Below are 20,388 nucleotides of genomic sequence, written 5' to 3'. Positions count from 1 at the left end.
CGCGAATCGGAGTGCAAAGATGTAGGATTGCTGATAAAAAAGCAACAACTAGCCTAAAAAACGCTGATTTACCCAACTAGCTAGTCGCTCAGTTCGCCACTAAGTGACTGAGCTAGAAGTGTCCGCAAGCGATTTATGGCTTCAGGTCCACGGTCATTTTCGCTGCCTAGCAACACCATCAGTTTGGTAATAGCGGCTTCTGTGGTGATATCGGCTCCACTGATAACACCAATTTGCAGTAGTTGCTTACTGGTTTGGTACTGCCCCTGCGTAACCCGCCCCCCTTCGCACTGCGACACGTTGAAGATCAACACACCCCGATCAATAGCCTCCTTAAGCGTATCCAGAAACCAGCTATCCGTTGGGGCATTTCCGGCTCCAAATGTTTCGAGTACGATACCCCGAAGGTTGGGAATGTTCACGATAGATTCCACAACGGGTTGGGTAATACCCGGGAATAGTTTTAATATCGTCACATTCGGGTTTAAGACCGTCCGGATACGCAGTGGTTGATTCGGCTGATAGGGACGGATAAAAGGGCGGTTGTAGTCGATACGAACGCCAGCCGTTGCTAAATGAGGGTAATTCTCCGACGAAAATGCATTGAACTGAACGCTTTCCCGCTTCGTAGATCGGTTTCCCCGCAACAGCAATGAATTGAAATAGACGCATACTTCGGGCACCATTGGGCGATTACCTTCCTCACCTGACGCAGTCGCAGTAGTTGAGTCTACGGCCGCCGTGGATTCGGCGGCCGAATCCACGGCGGCCGCTATTTCAAGGGCTGTGATAAAATTCTCACGGGCATCACTACGTGCTACCCCAATTGGAAGTTGCGCTCCCGTTAGAATGACTGGTTTGTTTAAGCCAACCAGCATAAAACTCAGTGCCGAGGCCGTGTAGGCCATCGTATCCGTACCATGAAGAATTACAAAACTGCTGTACTGGTCGTAATTTTTCTGGATAATTCGCGCTAACTCAACCCAGATAGCGGGTGTCATATTCGACGAATCAATGATCTCAGGTAAGGTCAATAAGGTTATCTCGAAATCAAGTCGATTGAGTTCTGGGAGCCGGTCGAGTACCCGCTCGAAATCGAACGGGACAAGCTGACTGGCCTGTGGGTCATAGACCATCCCGAATGTTCCTCCGGTATAAATAACTAGTACGGATGCGCGAGAGCTTTTGACCGAAATCGGATTTATACGAATGGTTCTGTAAGGCATTGACTTTAACTGGATAATGAATACTGTAAAATGGATAATGAATGCCTTCACCTATTCTATTTCACATCACTGATCGTACATTTTACAGTATTCATTGTACATTATTCTTTTTCATCCTGGCAGCAAGTTCGCGTACAAGGCAGGTAGTAGCGATAGGGCGTTGGCAGTCGTATGACGTGCTACATCGTCAATACCCACCTCTTTGATATCAGCGATGCGCTGTGCAATGAGTCGCAGGTAAGCAGGTTCGTTGCGTTTGCCCCGGTATGGTACGGGTGCCAGATATGGAGCATCAGTTTCGAGAACGAGGTGTTCTAAACCAATATGAGGCAGCACTTTATCGATACCACCATTTTTAAATGTTGATACGCCCCCAATACCTAACTTGAAGCCCATCGAAATTGCCCGATGGGCTTCATCGAGCGTTCCAACGAAGCAGTGAAAAATGCCGGTTAATTCAGGCAACGCTAGCTTCTCAATCAGGTCAGCGGCTTCAGCAAATGCATTCCGATCATGACCGGAGCGGGTGTGCATGGACACAGGTAATTTTTGTTCAGCCGCCCAGCGTAGCTGTGTTTCAAAAGCCATAAACTGCTGATCTACGAAGGTCATGTCCCAGTAGAAGTCAAGTCCAATTTCACCCACGGCCATGAAGGCACGTCGATTAAGCTGGTCCTGAACCACAGCCAGTTCTTCCTCAACCGTATCGGTAACATAGGCTGGGTGCAAGCCCATCATGGGCAGGCATCGATCCGGGTATTGGTCGGCAAGGGCCATCATACCTGATATTGTTTCATTGGCGCAGTTTGGCATCCAAATCTGACTAATTTGTTGTGCTTCGGCCCGCTGAAGCATGTCTGTCTGATCATCGGCAAACTGCGCGTCGTAAATATGGGCGTGGGTATCGACAAGTGTCATCGTGCGGTAATTAAGTGGAATGAGTGGTCTAGGTGAGATAAGTGCAGTAGGTGAAGTACGTGAGCTAAGTGGAGTAGGTCGTGTAATCGGTAGTTTATCAACGGACGGCCTACTGCACTTAATTTACTCATTTCACCCACTCCACTTACGTCACGTACTTTCTTCCTTTCCACTCAATCGTCGTTGGAAACAGGTAATACAGGACAGCTAATGGGCCAATAATGAGCTGGTAAATTTCAAACAGCAACGCATACGCCCCTAACTTGGTTTGATTTAATCGGGCTAATCCAATTGAAAGTACCAACGTTTGAATCAATAGTTTACTCAGATAGAGTGCCAGGGCGAGTACAGGCGCAAACCATCCCAATGCGAGCAAGAGTGGGCCAGCCAGATACTGTATATAGAGCATAATCACCATCCAGAGCGGCAAATTAGTTGCGCCACGCATCCAGCGCTTGCGCTGTTGAAGGAATGCGTTACTGGTCTCAACAGGTTTTGTGTGGGCCAACACCCTCTGGTCCAGTAGATTCCTAAACCCGAACCCCTGCTTAACAATAGCCCGAAACAGTGCATAGTCTTCGGTAATTGAGAATGGTATCGACTCATAGCCGCCAACAGCCTCATAAGCGGTTCGGCTCACCGCCATGTTGTTACCCATAGCTGTGACGGGAATACCAACGCTACTGACCAAATGCGTCAATGTCAGATTATATAGCCAGTCAATTTTCTGGAGTTTATGGAAAAGCGATGGGCCTTCAGGAAGCGTAACCCCCGTAACGATGCCTGTATTGCCCGTAAAACTCCGCCCGATTTCGACAAGCCAGTCGGGTGGCACTTGTGTATCGGCATCCGTAAAGAAGAGGGTCTGTCCTCGGGCCTGTTGCGCTAATTGGGCCAGTACATTGGCTTTACCCCGTAATCCAGCAACAGGTTCCGTGATGGTTAGTAACCTAACATCAGGGTGGTTCTGACTAAAAGCAGAGACAATAAGACCAGTCTGGTCAGTAGACTGGTCATTTCCAATCAGAACCTCAACGGTGCCGGGAAGGTACTTGAGTTGGTCAATAGCCTGCAGGCAATCCAGCATAGTAACTTCTTCGTTGCGGGCGGCAATCAGAATACTAATCAACGGCTGGTGCGGGCCTGGCTGGTCAGTATCCAGCATAAACAGGTTGAGGAACAGCCCGGAATGAGTAACCCCGTTCCGCAAAATGAGTTAACATTCGGGGCAATACATACCGCATGGTCGGCCAGGCTTTCAGGCTATCATGAAAGACCACAATTGAGCCAGGCTTGGTGTATTGAAGGGTTTTCTTCAGGCACACATCAGCGGGTAGCTTACGGTCAAAATCGCCCGTTAAGACATCCCACATCACGATTGAATAATTTTCCATGACCTGGGCTACCTGTGTCTTTTTAATCCGGCCATAAGGCGGACGAAACAGCGATGTTTCAACACCTAACTGCTCCTGGCATTTTTGGATATTTTCCAGATAAACTGAATCATCCGTTTTCCAGCCATTGAGGTGATTAAACGTATGATTGCCGACCATATGTCCCGCTTCGAGTACTTTATAAAGCATATCCCGATGCTTACGAACATTGTCACCAATACAAAAAAACGTTGCCTGCGCTGAAAATTTATCCAATTGGCCCAGCACAAACTCTGTCACTTCGGGAATAGGCCCGTCATCGAACGTCAGATAGATCGTCGGTTCGCTCTCCTCTTCGATCTTCCACCAGCACTCAGGGTAGACCGTTCGGAGCAGAAAGTTAGACTTGTGAAGAAAAAATGACAAAATAGTTTACGGTTTATAGTTTACGGTTTACAGTTAATGGCTTTTTGATAACCCGTAAACTGAAAACCAAACCTGTTCAGCTCAACTTGCGATCTTTCCAGATGTACCCTTTCCCCTGAGCGGCCAAGCCGAAGAAAAGTACATAGAATGGATAGATTAACTGTGTCAATGGAATTACCCTTACCGACGATTTTTTTTGTAAAAAAACAAGAATCTGTCGTAAAAACAAAAACTCAGGTATTGCTTTTAATCCTATAACTACAAGAGTAACATTTCCGTTTAAAAATCCTGCCCACCAGGCTACTACAGCCACTACCGGGGCGGCATTGCTCAAAAAAACGAAGATGGCCAATAACGAGGGCAAATAGCTCTCGTAGGCCCGCCACTTACTAGCCCATCGTTTGCGCTGATTATAAAATACACGCAACGACCGATGGGACTGTGTTCGAACAATAGCATCCGTACTTTTTAAAAACCGAACCCCATCTGGGTACCGACTAGCAATCTTGTGCATCAGAAATTCATCGTCGCCCGAAGCCAGATGATCGACACCCGTAAAACCGCCCACTTCGCTAAATACCTCCTTTACGTAGCAAAGGTTAGCACCGTTGCACATGGTTGGAAAACCAAGCGACATAGTACAGGCACCCGTGCCAATCAGGCTGGAAAATTCAACTGTTTGTAAGGAGTCAAAAATCGTCTGTTCGGTTGTAAAGGTTACCGGCCCAGAAATCAGCCGGGCACCCGTTTGCTGGTAAAAAGCAGCAATTGCAAACAGCCAATTGGGACCAACCCGGCAATCGCCATCGGTTGTGACAATAAGATTACCCATTGCCATCGCTATACTTTGGGTAATTGCCCGCTTTTTGGGGGAAGCCGTTTGTTCATTGGCTAAGGGCAAAGGGTGGAGGGCAAAGGGAGCATGTTGAGCGTATGACTGAATAATTTTCCAGGTATCATCGGTCGAGGCATCATCAGCAACAATTACCTCAAACTGGCGGTAGACCTGTTGACTCAGGTCATCCATCAATTTCTCGATCTTTCCAGCCTCATTACGCACTGGAATAACAACGGTAATAAATGGCTTATTAGTTAACAGGTCTTCGCTCTGAACCAAGGGAATCCTCAGCCAGGTCAGCCAAAGGATGAACGTAAAGAGTGCATACAGGAAACTAACCGTTAATAAAATAATAGTCATTGATTGTCATTAATAGTCATTGATTGTCATTTTGTGTTAGTCTATCGGGGTTTACGCCAAGAATGACGCCATGCGAATGATAAAAAATGGCTATAAATGCTTAACCTTAATTTTCCATACCCAGATTAATCCAACCAGTACAGGAGTCAGAATATTGGCAAACCAAAGGGTCAGCGTTGCGGTAAGCAGTACAGGAGCCGCAACCAATCCATCGCCCTGGTCAAATGGCGCGAATACCCACAAGGATGCCGCTTCCCGAACGCCCAGATCACTCAACAGGTTGAAGGCAGGGGTTACGGTTTTTACCAGAAAAACCAGTCCAATGCCCGAAGCTGAGCTATCTAGCGGCAACAGGATACCTACCAGTCGTAGGGCGAAGTAGAACTGCGCCGAAAAAACCAGGTACCGAACCGTTGCTGCGCTCAGGGCAAACCCAATTTCTGAGTCTGAATACAAGCCGGCTACCTGCCAATAGGTTGCAAAGCGCGCCAATGCTGGTCGGGTGGAAACCCATTCAACCAGTCTGCGACGAACCAACCCAAACCAGACTCCTCCTAACGACAGTACACTCAAAATAATAAGCAGCCACTGCCCGGTTGGCGTATTTCGCTCCGGTGCAACCGTCAGATGGTGCGCCCAGGCGACAGCGCCAAATACCAGGGCGACATAGAACTGCATACCACCCGACACCAAAGAAGCACCAATTGCTTCGGCTCGATTGGAACGAAGCGACAGAATCCGTCCGGCCGTATCGCCTAATTGGGCGGGCAAGGCAAATCCTAATGTCAGCCCGGTTAAAACGCCCTGGTAAGCCTCCCAGAATGATATTTTTTCAACCCGTTGGAGTAGAATCTGCCATTTTATAGCCTCAAATCCCCAATTAATTGGGGTTAATAGCAGTAAACCAGCTACCCAGCGTTCAGGGTTCTCAACCGAGCGAAGTTGCGTTTGAACCGTCTCCCAATTGAAGGGTTGTTGCCGTACTACATAACCGATATAGGCTACGAGCCCGGCAAAAACGACGATTTTGGCCCAAAAGATGATTTTTTTATCTGGTTTAAGCGACAAAACGTAGGAGAACACGTTACTTTGTACAAGAGCCTAACGCCCAATTCATGATTATCACGCCTATTTCATCTACCCTCACCAAAGAAAAAATTATTCTTGGTGTCGATCCTGGAACCCAAGTTGCTGGTTATGGCATCATTTCGGTGAAAGCAGGCGTCATGACCATGATTCAGTATGGTGTGGTTCAGTTGTCCAAATATAGCACCTATCAACTGAAGCTTCAGAAACTCTACGAAACCATCATCCGGTTGATTGAGGAATACCACCCGGATGAGATGGCAATTGAAGACCCGTTTTTCGGCAAAAATGTACAGGCCATGCTCAAGCTGGGTCGGGCGCAGGGCGTAGTAATGGCCGCTGCATTATCCCGAAATATTCCCATTGTGGAGTATGCCCCGAGACGAATTAAACAATCCGTGACGGGAAATGGAAATGCCACCAAAGATCAGGTTTCTCAAATGGTTGGTCACTTACTGAAAGAAAGCTTAGACCCTCAGTTTTTCGATGCTACGGATGCACTAGCCATTGCCATTTGCCATCACTTTCACGAAAATGCCCTACCGGTTGCCCCTGGCAAAAAGACCAAAAAAGGGGCCTGGGGTGCCTTTGTCAGTGAGAATTCAGGGCGGGTGATGTAATTGATTGTTCTATTTACCGGCACATTCTGCCCTCTTGCCCCAATTCCGATTACTATGTAATTGATTTAGCTGATTCAGGAGTAATTTCCCTCCATGAATACCCGGATTTCGCGCCTTACCATTCACCTACTGGGTTGTCTAACCTTTCTGGCACTCCCTTATATCTTTGCATCAAATGGGGTTGCAAAACTAACCGAGCTCCCCCACAATCCGCACGAGCAGCGCAATCTGGTCTCGTACCTGCTGACGATTGCCTTTTTTTACGCCAATTATTATATCCTGATTCCAAAGCTATATTTTCACCGGAAGTACAGCCTCTATGCCCTCGGCTCGTTGGGTTGCTTTCTACTCATTGAGAGCGCGCTGGTCGTTATCAATCGAAATGGGTTAGTACCTCCAACCCAGCAACCAGGTCCGCCACCTTATCAACTGGAGCATAGGCCACCACCTTCGTTTCCAGATGGACCACAACCGCCCATTCCGGATGGCAATTATCAGGGGGCAAGGCCCGAACAACCGGGGCTACCATCAGAACTCAGTCAAACGTTTTTTTTGACGCTGGTCGGCTTTCTCCTGGCGCTTGCCCTGCGTGTAAATAACCGTTGGCGCGAAACCGAACGGGAAAAAATTCAGACACAGCTCTCTTATTTAAAGGCACAGATTAATCCTCATTTTCTGTTTAATACGCTCAATAGCATTTATTCGCTGGCTATCATCGAATCGCCCCAAACGGCCGATGCCCTGATCAAACTATCCTCATTTCTGCGATACGTCATTCAGGAATCGCAGGAAAATCAGGTTTCGCTCATAAACGAACTAGACTACATTGGTCAGTATATTGCTTTGCAACAACTGCGCTTGGGTGATACCGCACAAATTGATTTTACGGTCGAGGGACAGGCCAATGGAAGGCAAATTGTCCCACTCCTTCTGATTTCCTTTATCGAAAACGCATTTAAATACGGCGTAAGTCCCGAAGAGCCCTCCACCATTCAAATCCACATCTCGATTACTGGTGATGAACTGCACTGCCACGTAGCTAATAATAAGGTTCGGGTATTCCAGCCAACGGCGGTGGCCAGTGGCATTGGGTTAACCAATACCAAAGCTCGTTTGCAACTCCTCTATCCTGAGCGGCATCAACTGGTTATCAGCGACAAACCCGATACCTTTACCATCGATTTATCCATTACCTTGTCATGATTCGCGCCATTGCTCTAGATGATGAACCCCCGGCCTTACGGGTCCTGGCCCACTTCTGCCAGCAAGTGGACTTTATTGACTTACAAAAAACCTTTACGCGCACCGATGAGGCCCTGAAGTACCTGGAGCAATTCCCGGTCGACCTGTTATTTCTGGACATCAATATGCCTTCCATGTCTGGGATTGATTTTTATAAAGTAATTGGGTCTACATCGGCAAATGAGTCGCAGCCGCTGATGGTTATTTTTACGACGGCGTACGCTGAATTTGCCGTAGAAGGGTTTACACTGAACGCGGTCGACTACTTATTGAAACCGTTTACGTTTGATCGTTTTTTACAAGCTGCCAATAAAGCGGCTGATTTATACCGGTGGCAGCAACGTTCTGACAAAGCCAGCGAAGCCTATTTGTACGTTCGGGCTGACTATAGCCTTCACAAGATTGCCTTAGCCGATATTCTGTTCATTGAGGGCTTAGATGATTATGTTAAAATTCATCTCCGGACCGATAAAGACGGCCGGAACCAGGCTAGTGTGCCCCGCCCACTTGTAGCCCGCATGACCCTGAAAGTGATGATGGAACGGCTTCCCAACCATGAGTTTTGTCGGGTACATCGTTCCTATATTGTGCCCTTGACACGTATTGAGGCCATACGGAACAAAACTATTCTAGTAGCCGGGCATGAGATCCCGATTGGTTCTAGTTACGAGGCCGACCTGCTCAATCGGTTAGGCCAATAAACGTTTTATTTACCGACACAATCCGTGCGTTTACCGCAAACCCCTCTGGAAAAGCAACATTCGCCCGGACCGTTGCGTACAAACTACTATACATCAAATCCCTGTTTTCTCTTTTAGTATGGAACGCAACGAATTTTTGAAACGTGGTTTCGGTAGTTTACTCGGCATCGCAGCCGTTACACCACTCGTTGGTGGTTGCTCATCGTCGACAGTTGATCCGGTTTCAACCACAACAACTGGCACGTCAACATCAACCGGTTCAACCAATGGCAGTTCGTCCAGTAATTGTTCCGTTACCCCCAGTGAAACCGAAGGGCCTTTCCCAACAAAAGTGCCTGCCAATTTCGTACGGAAAGACATTACGGATGGTCGGACAGGAGTCGCGTTTACCATGAACATCACCATCAAAAATGCGAATAGCAGTTGTGCGGCTTTATCGGGTGCACTGGTCGATGTCTGGCATTGCGATAAAGACGGCTATTATTCAGAATACGGTGGAACGGGTATGCAGAGTGTGAATTTCACGACGGTCGATTTTCTACGGGGTCGGCAGACGACCGATGCCAATGGCTTAGCTTCATTTACCTCAATTTTTCCGGGCTGGTATTCGGGCAGAGCCCCGCACATTCACGTTCATATTTATAATTCCGCCGGGAAGTCGCTGTTGGTTACACAAATAGCGTTCCCGTATGATATAACGACCACGGTGTATACAACAGCCCAGTCGTATGGCTATACGAAAGGGGTACAGGATACGAAGAACGAATCTGATAATGTATTCTCGGATGGTTTCACCACGGAGTTAGCGACCGTTTCGGGGAGTATCTCTGGCGGCTACACACTCACCCATACAATTGTTGTCAGCGCGTAATTACGTTAAACACTGAGTCACAGAGAATACAGAGTTTTTAGACTATTTTTTTCATTGTTCTCTGTGGCTCAGTGTTTAGACATACCAGATGGTGTCTCTACTATGATAAAAGGACTTATTCGCCTGAGTTATCGGAAAATCATTGACGTAACCTCCCAGAAACCGTGGGACAAGTTCGTTTTTGAGGATACCTACCTGGAGTTTTATATGCAGGCTCAATTCTATAATCAGGAAAACAAATACAGTACGTTTCAGGAATTACTGGATAACGTCCCCAATGCCGACCGACTCCATCACCTGACCAGTGGGGCTGCTATTGGCTACATTCGTCAGTTAAACAAACTCATTCCTGATATTGTCAATAGCTCCGGTAAACTGTGCCTTCCTTTTACGCAATTCAAATTCGAGATTATACAGTCGCACGTGCAGAATAAAAATGCCCACAAAATTGCCATCATCTTTTACAGCGAACCGCTTACCTGGATCGATACCTTTTCCGATCGGTTCCTGATTGCTTATGGCGACCAGCTTGATGCCTTACAGGCTGGCAACGAAGTGGAAACCGACCTGATTGCGCTACAGCCTTATCTGAGCATTTCGTCTTTGCAGTTACCGAATTTTTCAAAGTAAGGTCTTATGGATACACAAACTCAGGCTCAACTGTATTTGTCCGATCAGCGAGGCTGCTCACAAGCTGATTATTTTCGAAGTTTTCACGGCTTTAATTTTGGCACCTATCTTGAGGAAAGCAGAACGCCTTTCGGCGCATTACAGCTACTGAATGATAACACCCTTAAAGCTGGCTGTCGTATCGGCATGCAGGTTGAGCTAAATACCGATGTTATCCTTCTTCCGCTAGTTGGTGGTCTGGAATACAATAGCCCTATTGGAACTGGTTTTCTGGAAGCGGGACAGGCTCAGACTTTATCGCTGTCGGCCGCCATGAAATACGAAATCAGTAATCCTTACGAGACTGAGCTTATCAATTTTTTAGAGATTTGGCTCACCAATCAGTCAAGCAAGTTCACCCCTGAAGGGCACCAAACTCAGTTTGACCTCACCAATAAAAATAAACTCCTCCCCCTTTTCTCAATACACGAAGCAGGTCAGCATGGGTACGCTCAATGGCATAGCTTTATTGGTACGTATGATGGCAGGAAAGACGATGTTTATTCCATAACCGATACCACAAATGGAGTTTTTGTATTTATTCTGAGTGGTGCTTTTGAGGTTCAGAACAGGCTTTTACACGCACGGGATGGTCTGGCGTTGACAACTATACACAATGGAGAAGTGGAGTTCGAAGCTCTATCCAACGATGCGGTACTTATGATACTGGAAGTTCCTCTTTAAACAGCCTCTGTTACATTCGATAGAACAGATTATACTGAATCCCCCCATTTGTTCTGAATATCGTCATGATGCAAGTCGATGTAATCGTTTTGCCGTCATTGACAGCGGGTTTCCAGTTAAACTGATCGGGCATCCATTCAGGCATATTACGAATAATCTGCTGTACATAATTCCCAACTATCGGGACCTGACTTTCAGCATATGGCGCCGTATAAACGGACACACTCACCCGAATGACCTGCCCAATCTCGTTAATTGTTAATGATGCATTGACTCGCCGGACACGCTCCCCATCCAGAACTGAGCTTAATTTCTGATTTAAATACGCCTGTAGATCCTGTGTTTTACCCAGAAATTTAGCGGCCTGATAAAAGGGTTCGCATTTTTGTATATTCCCCTCCAGCGAATAGCACTGACTCCGACTAAGGCGCCCATGTCGGTAGAAATCCTTGCGCTTAATAGTACCGTCCTCATAAAAGGCCATAAAAGGCCCGTGCAGTATATTCTCTTTATATTCGCAGCTCACATATACCTGACCCGACGGGTACATGATTTTAGTTGGCCCATGATGAGCAATCCGGCTGATACTATCTAATTGGAACCCATTTGAGAGCGTTTTGGGTAATACGATGTAGGAATCGGTTCGGAACAATACGCCATTTTTTCGATAAATCCGAACGGTAAAATACTGATCATGTTTACCGTAGTACAAAATCTCTTCGTCATAATCGGCAAACTCATGACGCACCGTATAGGCAAGTTTGCTACGTATTGTAGTATCCGCCTGTGCGTGAACGTATGGATGGAATAAACAAAACAGCAGGAAGTGTATGATGGTCATCAAGCACTTCCCAAAGGGCATAATCCTCATTTTTTCAGAAATAGAAGCCTTCTGGAATGACAAACTGATTGCTCCCTAAGATAGTTATTCTTCCACAAATGAACTACTCCCCTTTCCCATGACGATCATTCAACATACGATTCATTTACCACCCTACCCACGCGGTTTCCACTTGATAACTCGTAGTATTGAACGGGAATTTACGGCCTTACAGCAGATTCGAACAGGGATATTACAGGTCTTCATCCAGCATACATCGGCCAGCCTGACCATCAACGAAAATGCTGACCCAACGGTAAGAGGGGATTTCGAGCGATTTTTCAATAAGACCGTACCAGAAAATGCACCCTATTACCAGCACGACTATGAAGGCTCCGACGATATGCCAGCCCACCTGAAAACGGCCATGTTGGGCCATTCAGTGACGATTCCAATCACGAATGGACGGCTGAATTTAGGGACGTGGCAGGGAATTTACCTCGGCGAGCACCGAAATGATGGCGGTAGCCGGACGCTGGTTTTGACGGCCTGGGGAGATTTGATGAATGATGAATGATGAATGATGAATGATTTCACAAAATTCATTTCTTTTTGTTGACATCTTAACATGTACATGCCCAAGGTTCCTTGTCAAGGGTGCCTTGGGCATGTACATATCGTTAGTCTAGCGTTCAATAGTTTTCATACTCAAAATACAACGTCTCCACCACGCTGTTGCCAGTGGCCGTAACACGCTTGGTTGGCAGATTAGCGGCATTGTAAAGATATGAGTAAAGAGTAACGCCCCCCCCGGTTATAGCCGAGGCCACATTGTTCTGACTAAAGTTAAACTGATTATCAATGCCTCCGTAATAGGTGTAGAAAGGCCCAAATGATCCCACACCGGCAGGAGGAAGAAATACACCCGGCGCGGGAATGACAAATGCGCCATAAAATGGATTTATTTTCTCATCGAATGCATAGGTAGTACTGATCGACCTATTGTAAACCGGTATGTTAGGCCCTCCTAAGCGGATTATAGAAAATACATCAGTAGACGAAGTCAGGTTATTTCCCGTAAAGGTGAACGAACCACCTCCGCTGGATTGAAGACCACCCACATTTATTCCTTTATTATATGTGATCTGATTAGGGGTGTTGTATTGGAGACCTACACCAAATGTGGAGGGCGAGTTACCAATTCCCGACAACTGGCCTGCTGCATTATAAGCAAGCGTGTATGTTTCAGATCTTGATCCACGTCGAACTTCCGAGTGCAGAGCCTGGGTCAGTCGATTTTGGCCATCGTATTGAAAAACTGTGTTCTCAACGGGTGTGGTGCTGCTATCAGGTGCCTGATAGCCGATAATCAAACTCAGCCGACCCTGTGAATCGTAGTTGAACGCACTGATCTTCGATGTGCCGTTTGGCCCTTCCTGGGTTATTGTTTTAACCCGTAAACGACTGGCTCCTGGCGTAACAACAGGAATTCGGTGATCTGTGCATCCCCAAAAACCAATAATAAGCAGTAAAATGCTCAAGCCTTGACGTAAACGTGTAGTATTCATAGGGTTGTGGTAATAAGCTATTATGTTTGAACTTGGGCCTGTCTCTTAGTAGTTTTCATACTCGAAGTATAAAGTTTCCAAAACACTATTACCAGCGGCCGTAACGCGTTTGGTTGGCAGATTAGCCGCGTTGTAGGTATACGAATATAAGGTGACTCCTCCCCCACCATCTATGGCAGAAAGTATGTTATTCTGGCTTAACGTTGACAGAAAACGAAGTCCCCCGAAGTAGGTGTTGTCATTAAGACTTGCGCTTGGTGGAAACGCAAACTGCGCAAGCTTAGGAATGACAAATACCCCATAGAACGGATTTACATTCGTGTCAAATGCATAGGTTGTTGTGCTGGTGGTGGTGAAGGGTGTGTTTCGAAAAAGCGTTGATGTCGTAGTGACGGACGTTATATTGTTGCCGGTGTAGACGTACGAACTATTACTCGTAATTGTAACCCCAGGGATATCAAAGAATTCAGAACTGCCCACCGCTTTGTTGGCACCATTATATTGAAGAGTTGCATTCCAGCGAGTGACAGCGCCCATGCTGCTTGAAGAGAATCCAACCCCATCTACCAGACCAGCTCCATTATAGCCATATCGGTAGAGTTCAAACGGATTTGGTGAACTGCTTGCTCGTCGGACAACCTCACGCCGTGCCTGGGTCAGTCGATTTTGGCCATCGTATTGAAAAACCGTATTCTCTACGGGTGTGGTACTGCTATCAGGTGCCTGATAGCCGATAATCAAACTCAGCCGACCCTGTGAATCGTAGTTGAACGCACTGATCTTCGATGTGCCGTTTGGCCCTTCCTGAATTATTGTTTTAACCCGTAAACGACTGGCTCCTGGCGCAACCGGAATTCGATGGTCTGTACATCCCCAAAAACCAATTAGCAGAAATAAATAAGCAAAGCAATGGAGTAAACGTGTGGTGTTCATAGCGTTATAGTGATAAGGTACTATTGATGAATCTAACAATCAGCAACTTGGCAACTAAAAGACTAATAATCAATACTATACATTATCTCCCTTTAGTTAACCCGTACTATGCTAAACCGCCATGAAGGTATTTTCCATTCTATTAATTTCCTATTTTCATCACAATAAAAACTTGGAATAATTGTATGAATTTATAAAACGGTCATATTTTAATGGAAAATTAATGTAGCATCTGCCATACCTCTGCCACACTGGTAACCGGTAACTGACAAGCCCTATTGTAACAGACGTATATAGCCGTTTGTCCATCAAGCATGTTTCGTTGGTGTAATAGGGGTAATTCACTCGTACCGGCAGTACCGCAGAGCACTTTATTAGGGTAATACTCAGCATCTAGTTCGGCTCTGAACTGATCTGCTTGGGGGCCGACAATAGCGATTTCGGCAGTAGGACGTGCCCGAAGGGCAAATTGAGCGGCCCAGTTGGTCAGGTAATCGGCGTTTTGCTGAACCAGTGGTTGTACCCGCCCCAGCATCTGGTCGGCACGGTCAGCATAATTGGGTCGTTCCAGTAACAAACTCAGCGTGTACAGGTTTTCGGCCATCATTGAGTTCGATGCAGGAATCACATTATCGAACAGCTCTTTGCGCCTGGCAATAAGCTCCTCTCCATTTTTGTCGGTAAAGAAAAAGAGCGGTTCCGGGCCGGTCAACTCATCGACTGTATCATCGCTAAAATTAGCCAATACATACTGCATGAGCTGGTCTGCTTCTGTCAACCAGCTTTCGGTGAAGGTGGCCTGATAGAGTGCCACAAGTCCATCAATAACCGCGGCATAATCGTCCAGGAATCCGGCCTGGCGGGCCCTGCCCAGTTTATAGGTATGCCAAAGTCGGCCATTTCGACTGTCCCGCATCTTTTTCAGCAAAAAGAACGCCAGCCGTAAAGCGAGGGTTAAAAACTCTGGCTCGCCAAAAACCCGATAAGCCGTAGCCAGCCCTTTTAGCATCAGACCATTCCAGGAGCACAGAATCTTATCGTCTAATCCCGGCCGAATACGTTCCGTGCGTACCCTTAATAGTCGGGTGTGCGTAGCATCCAGACGTACATTCAGCTCGGCAAGTGACCAGCCCATACGTTCGGCAAATGATTCATCGGACTCCGTGCGGTGCAGAATGTTCAGTCCGTGTTCCCAGTTACCCGCTTCTGTCAGATTATTGAGTTCGGCAAACCAGTCGTACTCGCCCCCCAGAATCTCCTGTAGCTCGGGTGTAGTGAAGGTGTAAAATTTACCTTCTACACCTTCACTATCCGCATCGAGAGCGGAATAGAATCCGCCTTCGGGACTCAATAATTCACGCTGAGCAAAACCAATGGTTTGATAAACAACATGTTTGTAGAGCGGACTTTTGGTCAGACTGTACGCTTCAGCGTAAAGCGTAAGAAGTTGACCATTATCATACAACATCTTCTCAAAATGGGGTGCGAACCAATCAGCATCCGTTGAATAGCGGGCAAATCCCCCGCCAAGCTGATCGTAAATTCCACCCAGCGCCATCCGATCAAGCGTCAGTTTGACTTGATGTAGGGCTGCTTCGTTGCCAGTGGCATCGTAGTAACGAAGTAAAAATCGCCAGATGCTCGGCATTGGAAACTTTGGGGCACGACGCATGCCCCCCTTTTCATCATCGGCCTTAACTGCTACTTTTCGGTACAGTACATCTACCGTTTCAGGCGCAAAAAGTGGGTCATTCTGCGTCAGTCCATAGCGTTCGGCATCGGATAGGTTCAACTCCCGCGCGAACCCATCCGCCGACTGGACAAGATCCTGTCGGTGTTCGTCGAAAGCAGATCGAACGCTATCCAGCAAATTCATCCAGTTCTTTTTAGGTAGGTATGTGAGTCCATAAAATGGCTTGGCATCAGGCATCAAAAACACGTTGAGCGGCCAGCCCCCCTGCACACCCATTGCCTGAACGGCATCCATGTAAATGGCGTCAACATCCGGGCGCTCCTCACGGTCAACTTTAATACACACGAAATGCTGGTTCATCAACAAGGCTACGTCTTCCTTTTCAAATGACTCCCGTTCCATAACATGGCACCAGTGGCAGGCCGAATAGCCAATACTAACCAGAATTGGTTTATCTTCTGCAACGGCTTTAGTCAGGGCTTCATCGCCCCAAGGGTACCAGTCAACAGGATTTTCGGCGTGCTGAAGCAAGTATGGGCTGGTTTCGTATTGGAGTTGATTGGGCATGATAGGTTGTGGTCATTAGGAATGACCACCTAATGACTCGTAATGACTATTTTTTTCGTTTGGCTTCCGGTTTCATTTTGGATTCGGAGCACATAGAGCCCGGCGGGTAAATGCGTCACGTTTATGTACTCCTTAACACTGTTAACCACTCTCCTAACGACGGATTGGCCGTTTGTGTTTAATAAAACAAGGCTTGTTGCTGATGTGGGTAATTGCCCGAACGACACCATTAGGATTGTTTGAGCTGGATTGGGAAACACGCTAACATCAGCTAAAGCGGGTTCGTTAGCAGTCACCGTGCCTATATCAAAACGGCATAGATACACCTCACGGCCGGTAAGCTCAATGGTCTGTTGCCAGGTCTTATACCGTACCGTCAGGCTGGTTTTCACGCCATCGGCCGCGTAAGGGTTTTGGGCGGCTATCAGGATTTTGTTTTCTTTGGCAACCCCCCGCCAAACTGGCAGTTGCTTATCCATTAAATCCCGGGCGGTGGTCTCAATCACGAGTTCATAGTTCCCCTGAAACATATCGGCAAAGTGTGATAGCCGATACAGTCCATGCGTAAAGTATTCATAGGCGGCATAGGTATCGGTTCGGGTACCTGTCAGGGTAGGATTTTCCCAAAGCCACAAGCCGGATGCCCCCGAAAAAAAAGGGAATATAGCCGTAGCCTCCGCCATAAAGGGCTGGATGAAGTTTGGGAAACTACTCGAACTATCATGGTACCGCAGCCAGACCCAGGGGACCACTGGTTTCGTACTCCAGGCCCGATTCACTTCGATCTGAAACAGCAGATACGCCAGATAGTCTTTCGCCAGTGGGTTCGGATAGTCGTAATAATAATAGGCTGAGGGCGACAAAGCGTCTAATTGATCATAGTACGGGCCACCTATACCGCGCCCAAGTGAATCCTGGACCATGTAATTTGTCCGGCTGAGGTTGGTCGTCCAATCAGTCCAGGTGAAAGTTGGTACGTTCAGGTAGGTATTTAATACGGGAGTATCGGCGTAACTACTCACGCTGATACCGGTCAGATCGGCATGCTGGCGAACATAGCGTAACCCTTCCGCGTAGAGGTTGCGCATTGCTTTTTTATAGGCGGCCACAAAGTCGGCGTCAGAAAGGGCCCGGTAGATTTCGGGAACACGGGTATCGGTTTTGATTTTCAGAATCCGGCTATCCGTTTCCAGAAATCGTTCAATATCTAAGGAGAGCCGGTTTACCGGGAGAACATATAAGCCAGCCGAGTTTTTCTGTCCCCCGGCCAAATCCGACAAAAAGCGATCCCACTTGGCACGGTAGGCTGCCAGGTCATTTGCCCAGGGGCTTTCGAGGGTTTCCCACGGCTGATTCAGCCCTGTTGCAAACCCGTAATACACCAATGCACGTTGCTTTGCCTGTACCAGTGAGCCGTATTCACTATCTTTTACATCAACCAGATGACTAAATCCATGCCGTAATGGGCTCGCCTGTACATCGGCAAACCGGGGACCACCATAGATAATAGGAAATGGGAGTGTAAAATCCGGAAATTTACTCCACTCAATCTGATTAGGCTGGCTAACGGGCGTAAAATTAAGCCGATCAGCACACTCCTGAGCGCTGGCTACTGGATAATAATTCAGCCAAAAGCCAACGACCCAGACAAACAAACTGCCAAATGAACCCTGCATTGCTTGAAGTTTCGCCAAAACTACGGAATTTTAGGGGCGTAAAGCGACCCGGTTACTAAACGAATTGGCAAACGCTTCTCGTTATTCATGTAAACAAGTACGTACAAAACGGCTTTATCTCGTTATGAATCCAATCCGACTTCTGCTGGTGTGTACCACGCTGCTACTAACGCTTACCCATTGTAAAAAGGACGATGGCAACAACCCAACGCCTACCGAGGCATCACAAACCGAATTGCTGGTAGCCAATAACTGGCGAACCGTTCAGGTATCGACACCCGATGGACAGGCCGTCAACAAAAGCCGCCTGAATTTAGCGACCCAGGTTTTGTATGACCTCAACATGCAGTTTAGAAATGATGGTACCGTCCGCGCTCTTGACCCAAAACAATCCAATTCCGTTATCAATGGCGGCACCTGGACACTTGCTACCGACAACAAATCGATCGATGTAGATGTATCTGGTTTCAAAGGCAACTTCCCGATTATTCAGTTGACCAAGAGTAAACTCATCCTTCGGCAGCGTGCACCCGTAGATGGGAAAGATGCTGATATCAATCTTGAATTTGACCCTACCTTATAATAAGGTCCTCAACTCTCCAGTCAAGACGCGAGTATTCGTATTAGCTCGCGAATCTAAATAAGTCAAATCCCCTTAGCCATTAATCCGTGTCACAGGTTCTGCTTGTGACACGGATTAATGGCTTTTACTTTTCGTCTGGTATTCAGTTTCGAAGCGGTTCCCCAGAACTTGCCAGTATCTGATTGCATGGGTGGCGAATCTATACCCTTCAATCGATACAGCATCCAGATTAAAGCCTTGTCGTCGATCTTAAGCGTGTATAGAAGTCAATTTTTGTTGATTGAAGTGGGCCTTTATTCTACCCCTTAGTAGCCAGAATGATCTGTATAAAATTGATTATAGAAGGCAACCCGTCAAGTATATATTATCTACCAACAGGCATACTAGCACAGTAGTGGCCAAATTGATCAGTTACCATATGCCTAAATAGCGTCTAAAAGCTATTTATCCCATCCTACTAAAACATGTATACACTTAATTACAGTAGAAACAAAAAATGATTATTCATTGGTATAAATTTTGCTTGATTAAGGCTACTTCATGGTTAAATTACTAGCCGTAGACAAGCATTCAATGCTCTACTCTCATTCCTGCTGCTGAAGCACGTCTACCCTGATTTAGCTTTTTAGCCAAGAATTTATTTTGGGAATGCTGAGTCTGGAAAATTTTTACCCGTTTATGATTCACCTCTGTAACAACCCTCTGAATACGAGTAACCGTTGGGCTTTAAGCATCCCTACAAGCCATATGTTCGTTGTTATAGCATGTTTTTGCGGAGTTTGCTTCGGGGAATTGAGCTGTGTTTCGTCTAGGCAAGTCGTTTATTTTCAGGACAATTCCGGTGCAAAAGGCAGTGTCCCAATCGCCGAATCCTATGTCCCCCGTATTAAACAGGGTGATGTACTATCGATTCAGGTGAGTAGCCTCAATGCCGATGCATCCGCTTTTTTTAACCCGCACGCTCTCACCACACTCTCAACTGGGCGTACGCAGCAACAAGCCAACACCAGCGGCCTTCCCGAAATGGCAGGTTATCTGGTAGCTGCATCGGGCGAAATTGAATTACCCTTAGTAGGTCGGCTCTCCGTTGGTGATCTGACCGTTAGCGAATGTAGTGCGCTCATCAAGCAAAAATTGAGCCCTTTTTTAAAAGAGCCGACGGTGAATGTGCGTAATCAGAATTTCCGAATTTCAGTTTTGGGCGAAGTAACGCGTCCAGCCCTCTTCACAATTCCCAACGATCAGGTTACCTTAATAGAAGCCCTAAGTTTAGCGGGCGATGCAACCATTTATGGTCGGCGCGATAATGTGCTGGTTATCCGGGAAGAAAGCGGCAAAAAAACATTTTCGCGCGTTGACTTAACCCAGCGCAATTTGTTTCGGTCGCCCTATTACTACCTACATCCAAACGACATTGTATATGTGGAACCAGGCAAAGCACGTGTGGCAAATGCAGATCGGTTTTACCTGATTGTTCCCACCGTACTAAGTGCGTTATCATTCATTGCAATCCTACTCACCCGTAATTAAATCA

The 20,388-nt window shown here is 46.9% G+C and carries 20 protein-coding genes; 9 read left to right on the top strand and 11 right to left on the bottom strand.

The features are described from left to right. Nucleotides 1-80: 80 nt before the first annotated feature. From EXU85_RS16645 to EXU85_RS16620, 6 genes are all read right to left on the bottom strand, one after another. On the bottom strand, nucleotides 81-1,226 hold the full coding sequence (locus EXU85_RS16645; protein WP_142773165.1) for an asparaginase: 1,146 nt from the start codon (nucleotides 1,224-1,226) through the stop codon (nucleotides 81-83). Between the two features lie 111 nt (nucleotides 1,227-1,337). After that, nucleotides 1,338-2,144, bottom strand: a complete 807-nt coding sequence (locus EXU85_RS16640; RefSeq protein ID WP_142773164.1) for a TatD family hydrolase — start codon at nucleotides 2,142-2,144, stop codon at nucleotides 1,338-1,340. A gap of 145 nt (nucleotides 2,145-2,289) precedes the next feature. Further along, nucleotides 2,290-3,309 carry a glycosyltransferase family 2 protein gene (locus EXU85_RS16635; protein WP_142773163.1) on the bottom strand — a complete coding sequence of 340 codons (1,020 nt, stop codon included), beginning with the start codon at nucleotides 3,307-3,309 and terminating at the stop codon, nucleotides 2,290-2,292. After that, the gene (locus EXU85_RS16630; protein WP_142773162.1) at nucleotides 3,296-3,943 is read right to left on the bottom strand and encodes a polysaccharide deacetylase family protein; all 648 of its coding nucleotides are present in this window, start codon (nucleotides 3,941-3,943) and stop codon (nucleotides 3,296-3,298) included. The genes EXU85_RS16635 and EXU85_RS16630 overlap by 14 nt, the downstream gene beginning before the upstream one ends. A 76-nt stretch (nucleotides 3,944-4,019) precedes the next feature. Next, nucleotides 4,020-5,141, bottom strand: coding sequence for a glycosyltransferase (locus EXU85_RS16625; protein ID WP_142773161.1), 1,122 nt, complete (start codon nucleotides 5,139-5,141; stop codon nucleotides 4,020-4,022). 90 nt (nucleotides 5,142-5,231) lie between these two features. Then, nucleotides 5,232-6,224 (bottom strand): lysylphosphatidylglycerol synthase domain-containing protein, encoded by a 993-nt coding sequence (locus tag EXU85_RS16620; RefSeq protein WP_246859585.1) that lies wholly within the window; start codon nucleotides 6,222-6,224, stop codon nucleotides 5,232-5,234. A gap of 32 nt (nucleotides 6,225-6,256) precedes the next feature. On the opposite strand from EXU85_RS16620, the gene ruvC reads away from it, so the two are divergent. From ruvC to EXU85_RS16590, 6 genes are all read left to right on the top strand, one after another. After that, nucleotides 6,257-6,847 carry a crossover junction endodeoxyribonuclease RuvC gene (gene ruvC / locus EXU85_RS16615; protein ID WP_142773159.1) on the top strand — a complete coding sequence of 197 codons (591 nt, stop codon included), beginning with the start codon at nucleotides 6,257-6,259 and terminating at the stop codon, nucleotides 6,845-6,847. A 93-nt stretch (nucleotides 6,848-6,940) separates the two neighbouring features. Beyond that, complete coding sequence (locus EXU85_RS16610) at nucleotides 6,941-8,050, top strand: sensor histidine kinase (RefSeq protein WP_142773158.1); 1,110 nt, start codon at nucleotides 6,941-6,943, stop codon at nucleotides 8,048-8,050. After that, nucleotides 8,047-8,790 (top strand): LytTR family DNA-binding domain-containing protein, encoded by a 744-nt coding sequence (locus EXU85_RS16605; protein ID WP_142773157.1) that lies wholly within the window; start codon nucleotides 8,047-8,049, stop codon nucleotides 8,788-8,790. Before EXU85_RS16610 ends, EXU85_RS16605 begins: the two co-directional genes overlap by 4 nt. A gap of 118 nt (nucleotides 8,791-8,908) precedes the next feature. Further along, complete coding sequence (locus tag EXU85_RS16600) at nucleotides 8,909-9,661, top strand: intradiol ring-cleavage dioxygenase (protein WP_142773156.1); 753 nt, start codon at nucleotides 8,909-8,911, stop codon at nucleotides 9,659-9,661. A gap of 102 nt (nucleotides 9,662-9,763) precedes the next feature. Continuing rightward, the gene (locus EXU85_RS16595) at nucleotides 9,764-10,291 is read left to right on the top strand and encodes a hypothetical protein (RefSeq protein WP_142773155.1); all 528 of its coding nucleotides are present in this window, start codon (nucleotides 9,764-9,766) and stop codon (nucleotides 10,289-10,291) included. 6 nt (nucleotides 10,292-10,297) lie between these two features. Continuing rightward, the gene (locus tag EXU85_RS16590; protein ID WP_142773154.1) at nucleotides 10,298-11,014 is read left to right on the top strand and encodes a pirin; all 717 of its coding nucleotides are present in this window, start codon (nucleotides 10,298-10,300) and stop codon (nucleotides 11,012-11,014) included. 10 nt (nucleotides 11,015-11,024) lie between these two features. On the opposite strand, the gene EXU85_RS16585 is transcribed toward EXU85_RS16590, so the two are convergent. Further along, complete coding sequence (locus EXU85_RS16585) at nucleotides 11,025-11,855, bottom strand: toxin-antitoxin system YwqK family antitoxin (RefSeq protein WP_142773153.1); 831 nt, start codon at nucleotides 11,853-11,855, stop codon at nucleotides 11,025-11,027. 118 nt (nucleotides 11,856-11,973) lie between these two features. Here EXU85_RS16585 and EXU85_RS16580 point away from each other — a divergent pair, with 118 nt between their 5' ends. Next, on the top strand, nucleotides 11,974-12,411 hold the full coding sequence (locus EXU85_RS16580; RefSeq protein ID WP_142773152.1) for a secondary thiamine-phosphate synthase enzyme YjbQ: 438 nt from the start codon (nucleotides 11,974-11,976) through the stop codon (nucleotides 12,409-12,411). A 115-nt stretch (nucleotides 12,412-12,526) separates the two neighbouring features. Here the strand turns inward: EXU85_RS16580 and EXU85_RS16575 are convergent, their stop codons facing one another. From EXU85_RS16575 to EXU85_RS16560, 4 genes are all read right to left on the bottom strand, one after another. Then, a complete protein-coding gene (locus EXU85_RS16575; protein WP_142773151.1) occupies nucleotides 12,527-13,402 on the bottom strand; it encodes a hypothetical protein in 876 nt (291 codons plus the stop codon). Nucleotides 13,403-13,447: 45 nt separating this feature from the next. Beyond that, on the bottom strand, nucleotides 13,448-14,335 hold the full coding sequence (locus EXU85_RS16570) for a hypothetical protein (protein ID WP_142773150.1): 888 nt from the start codon (nucleotides 14,333-14,335) through the stop codon (nucleotides 13,448-13,450). Between the two features lie 220 nt (nucleotides 14,336-14,555). Further along, a complete protein-coding gene (locus EXU85_RS16565; RefSeq protein ID WP_142773149.1) occupies nucleotides 14,556-16,595 on the bottom strand; it encodes a thioredoxin domain-containing protein in 2,040 nt (679 codons plus the stop codon). 29 nt (nucleotides 16,596-16,624) lie between these two features. After that, nucleotides 16,625-18,271 (bottom strand): T9SS type A sorting domain-containing protein, encoded by a 1,647-nt coding sequence (locus EXU85_RS16560; RefSeq protein WP_142776739.1) that lies wholly within the window; start codon nucleotides 18,269-18,271, stop codon nucleotides 16,625-16,627. Between the two features lie 124 nt (nucleotides 18,272-18,395). Between EXU85_RS16560 and EXU85_RS16555 the strand changes: the two genes are divergently transcribed. Both EXU85_RS16555 and EXU85_RS16550 read left to right on the top strand, forming a co-directional pair. Then, complete coding sequence (locus tag EXU85_RS16555) at nucleotides 18,396-18,854, top strand: hypothetical protein (RefSeq protein WP_142773148.1); 459 nt, start codon at nucleotides 18,396-18,398, stop codon at nucleotides 18,852-18,854. Between the two features lie 747 nt (nucleotides 18,855-19,601). Continuing rightward, nucleotides 19,602-20,384, top strand: coding sequence for a polysaccharide biosynthesis/export family protein (locus EXU85_RS16550; RefSeq protein ID WP_142773147.1), 783 nt, complete (start codon nucleotides 19,602-19,604; stop codon nucleotides 20,382-20,384). Nucleotides 20,385-20,388: the final 4 nt, after the last annotated feature.

Source organism: Spirosoma sp. KCTC 42546 (assembly GCF_006965485.1).
Taxonomy (GTDB): Bacteria; Bacteroidota; Bacteroidia; order Cytophagales; family Spirosomataceae; genus Spirosoma.
Note: the sequence above shows the minus strand (reverse complement) of the source record. Positions and strands in the feature narration are given on the sequence as shown.